This window comes from Methanoculleus sp. UBA413 (genome assembly GCF_002502935.1).
GTDB classification, from domain to species: Archaea; Halobacteriota; Methanomicrobia; order Methanomicrobiales; family Methanoculleaceae; genus Methanoculleus; species Methanoculleus bourgensis.
In genome coordinates this window covers 24,130-28,304 of record NZ_DAQR01000003.1, presented here as the reverse complement: position 1 = coordinate 28,304, position 4,175 = coordinate 24,130, and the positions used below count along the sequence as shown (strand labels likewise).

Annotated in this window: 4 protein-coding genes; 2 read left to right on the top strand and 2 right to left on the bottom strand. The window is 58.5% G+C overall.

Features of this window, described 5'->3' with window-relative positions; genetic code table 11:
- A partial coding sequence (locus BP858_RS00490) for a transglutaminase-like domain-containing protein (RefSeq protein ID WP_286878547.1) occupies positions 1-408 on the top strand: 408 nt, incomplete at its 5' end.
- A 9-nt stretch (positions 409-417) separates the two neighbouring features.
- Positions 418-1,275: a hypothetical protein gene (locus BP858_RS00485; RefSeq protein ID WP_286878546.1), complete on the top strand. Its 858-nt coding sequence runs from the start codon at positions 418-420 to the stop codon at positions 1,273-1,275.
- Between the two features lie 425 nt (positions 1,276-1,700).
- On the opposite strand, the gene BP858_RS00480 is transcribed toward BP858_RS00485, so the two are convergent.
- Together BP858_RS00480 and BP858_RS00475 are read right to left on the bottom strand one after the other, a co-directional pair.
- Complete coding sequence (locus BP858_RS00480) at positions 1,701-2,576, bottom strand: IS5-like element ISMebo2 family transposase (RefSeq protein ID WP_062264490.1); 876 nt, start codon at positions 2,574-2,576, stop codon at positions 1,701-1,703.
- 222 nt (positions 2,577-2,798) lie between these two features.
- A complete protein-coding gene (locus BP858_RS00475) occupies positions 2,799-3,779 on the bottom strand; it encodes an EF-Tu/IF-2/RF-3 family GTPase (protein WP_286878545.1) in 981 nt (326 codons plus the stop codon).
- Positions 3,780-4,175: the final 396 nt, after the last annotated feature.

Below are 4,175 nucleotides of genomic sequence, written 5' to 3'. Positions count from 1 at the left end.
TTTTCTGATCTGTATACCCTAGATCATCCGTCTCCCATAAATGGAAAGTATCAAGGGGTCTGCGATGAGTATGGGACCCTGTATACCGCCTTCACCCGCGCACTGGGCATCCCGACGCGGTTCCTATCGTTCACCATGGAACTGCCTTCCGGTAATATAACAGGGCATGCCATTGCAGAATCGTGGAACGGAACTACCTGGGTTCACTCGGATCCGACATGGAATGTATTTGACAATCCCCAGGTTTACAGGGCGGCGGGCAACGATCACATCAACATTACCGTCTATGGCGATGCCGACGACTCCTATTACACAGAGGACCCGAACGACCCGACCGGCGATGGCATTCTCCGGTACGAAGATTTCAGAACACAGATTCTCCTCGGTGAGGTTCCGAGGTACAATTAACCTTTTTTTATGACGAGAAGTATCACCCTCCTGGCGCTCGGGCTCATCCTTGCGGCGCTCGTCTGCAGTATCCCTGCAGGTGCGGTCGTGACACCCCTCCCCGGGCAGGGAAACCAGATGGAAATTCTGTTTGGGGTTCACCCGAACGCGAAGACCAACGAGACGATCACCGCGTTCATCGCTGAACATGGGGAGATCTGGTGGCATGAGAGCACGTACAACCACACGCATGAGTACGTGTACATCGTGCCGGCGAACGCCTGCGAAGAACAGCTCGTCTATTTAAACAGGATTAGAGCCGACGAGCACGGCGGCGAACAGTCCATCGGGCAGATCTGGATTATCGGCTGCGATGAGGCGCTGCCCCTGGCCGCGGAACTCACCTTCCCGAAGATTTTTGCGAAGTATCCGGCGCTCAGCGATGACGGCGGAGTGCGGTCGTACGTTGAGAATCAATCCCCGGGCCGGTACGAAGAGTTCAAGACCGGGCCTTCTCGGGCGCAGGTCTGTTTCATCAACGATACGGGGGTTTTCACGGAGTACATCGTCGACCTCTCGGGCGGAGAGATCATCTCCACGACGTACGTCTCGGAAGAGGACCTGCCGGTCAACAAGTCCGCAGCAACGGCGCAGGCCTTCTCCGGGAAGCCCCCGGACGCCCGTGTCGAGAATATCGTGCTACGGGCCTACGATGACACCATCGTCTGGGAGGTTACGGTCCGGGCCGGTTCGAAGGCTGATGTCGTGCAGGTCCCCGCGGACCCGGCATCCGGTCATCCGCCCTGGACGGCAACACCAGGGTTTGGAGCGGTCGTTGCTGTTTGTGGTATCGGAATGGGTATTGTTCTGTGTCGGAAGCGACGATAGGGGGCGGGAGCAACATGGCTGCGAACGCCCCGCTCGCACGGGGGAGGTCTCGCATTTTGTCTTCCGAAGTGTACCAAATTTTGAGCCCGAATGTCGAGTTTCTTGTGCCCGATCCCCGCCGTCCGGCGCGGCACCCGTTTCAGGCCATGTGGACCCTTTTTTGCGGCGGATCGATCGGACGAACCGGATGAGTTGATGCATGTCACAGAAATGGTATAGAGAAAAACGCTTACGCCTCCATCACGGATACCGGGATTGGCGTCCCGAAATGTGTGGGATCCCCCCAGCCACGGTTGACGCCCGGATGAAGAACCCCACAAACCCGGAGGCAAATAGGTGTTATGCGTTCTGCGTACTTAAACGTATGCCTCTTCTGCTGTGTTGCATAATTATCCTGGTGGTTACCCCCCGCCATTCACCTCCCGTCAGGCTGCCAGAGCGATCAACCTGTTATAACTGTTCACTTTCATCCGTACTTCCCGAAACATCCCCTCTCGAGATGTCGCCTGTACCCGCTCTCCCAGGATCCGTTTGATGGTAGAGAAGGCTCCTTCGACCTTCCACCGCATCCCGTAGGTAACTACCAGCGCCCACATGGGATATCCGCCCCATCTCTTTCGGTTTCTGACGCATTCGGCTCGATACGGTGACCCGGTCGAATGGGTCGCGGCATTGACCCGGGTTTTGATGCCCGATGCGATTCCCCGGTGTTCGAGGGCGTTGAAGAGTTTATTTCGGTCATAGGCCCCATCCGCGAGAACTCGGTACACCGGGTGTTCCTCGCCACAGTTCTGTTGGGTCTGGTCGAGGAGGGGAATGAACCTCTGGTCGTCCTGCATGGCTTCATCGGTGATCTCCAGACCGAGCGCCTGGTTGGTCTCGACATCAATCATGAGATGCACCTTGATCCAACCACGTCTGGCCCCCCACTTCTCGCGCATCCACTCCCCTCGATTCGTGACCTTGATCCCGGTGCTATCGGCGCCGACGATGACATCGTCGGCGAGGATCTCGGGGAGTGCTTCGAGTGAGAGATCCAGATTCTTGATTCGACAAAAGAGCGTGGTATAATTGGCTGCCTTGAGAGAGGGGATGAATGTCGCGAGTTTCCGGACAAACCCCTCCATCTGGCGGTAGGGCATCTGCAGGAAGATGTGGATGCGAGCCATCCATGCAATGAATGATTCTGGATACTGGAAGGGTCGGCCACGCTTGCCAGCGTTCATCTGGGCGAGCTGGGCATCCCACTGGTCGACAAAGTCAAGTGAGAGAGAATTCGCCGCGCTGGACCAGGAGCTCATTATATATACTCCAGTCACGCTTATCGGGGCACGGGCGCCCCCAACGTTTGTTTCTTTGCATGAAGGGGCGGAGGGGACGTCCGGCATCTTCTGTGTTGGGGTCGGTGGATCAGATTTATGCAACACAGCAGTTGGGCTGAATAGTTACGAACCGTCAACCTTCGCACACAGTAAATTGCTGCCCTGTGCCCCGTAAGGGGCCCCGGCAGCAAGCCCCCTGCGTTAGCGGGGGGTAGTTGACGCCAGTTCAATGTGCCCGGCGATCCTGAGTTTCCCACCCTCGAGGTAGTGGAGCACTGCCGTATCGCCCGGGAGGTAGACGAGGTCCTTCTCAAGCGCGAGCGTGAGCGTCGGTCTCCGCCAGTCTCCGTCGTCCCGCACCGCCTCCACCCGAACCGGGATGAACTGCATCCAGTGCCCGAGGTGGAGCACCGCCCCCGCCGTGAGGGGTGCCGGCCAGTATTTGACCAGGGTCGCCTGTGCTTCAAGGCTCGTCCGTGTCTGGATCGCGGGATCGCTTGAGAGGACGAAACCGCGGTCCAGGTCATCCGACTCGATGTTCTTGAGCGCGAGCCCCACGCGGTCGCCTTCTGCGGCCCAGTCAAAGTCGTCGTCATGCTTCTGGATGGACCGCACCGTGATCGCCTGCTCCCCCGGGTAGATCTTCAGGGTGTCGTGCTTCCTGATACCCCCCCGCATCACGCCGCCGAGGATGACCGTCCCGATGCCGCGGACGTTGAAGTGGTGGTCGATGGGAATGGTTCCCGTGACACCGGCCGCAGGCTCGACTGACGGGCGGGCGTGTGCGCGAGCGAGCAGGCGGTCGCGGAGCACGATCGGGTCCTCGTCCACGAATTCGTAGTGCTCAAGCACCGTTCCCTGGAGGAGCGGCGCGAGATCTCCGGGGGCGAGGTAGTTCTGGAGGACGATGTAGCCCTGCTCCACCCCGACCTCATCGAGCATCAGGACCCACTCCCCGAAGATCGGCGTGATCTCGCTCACCACGATGAGGGCTGCATCAGCCATGGATGCCGCATAGAAGAGCGGGGCCAGCCGCTCGGGATACCGTGTCGGCTCGATGAGGGTGACGGTATCGGCGCCTTTCTTCAGGTTATAGAAGGTGATATCGGAAGCCGTGCCTTTCTTCCCGAGGTCCTTTGCGTAACCTAGAGGTCCTAGCACGGCAACATTCAGGTTGCCCATATGTCAGATCATTTGGTTATCCGAGAGTATGAGGTTTGCTCCGCACTACTGCATCAGGGTATCTCATAATCCAGTGCGCCCCGGGTGGCTCCATCTCTTCGCAGGCTTCGCGAACTTCTGTGTGAGACCCCTCAGGTGAAGATGGCTTGATGCACTACTGGAGCATTCGCATGAATATCATATCAGAATCGAAAACGGAACTCAGATTGCCGTGATCCCAAACACGACATATCAGCGGCCAATCGCCCTTTGGGAATGTTCATCGGTTGCGCCTGTGGCCGAACGCAGCCTCATCGGCGTCTTCCATGAAGACACCTCCGGTTTGGCGATTGGGAAGCTCCCCTGCGCTGTTGCATCGTGCCTCGGGTCTGGCTTGTGCGGGGAGGGGGAGACCCC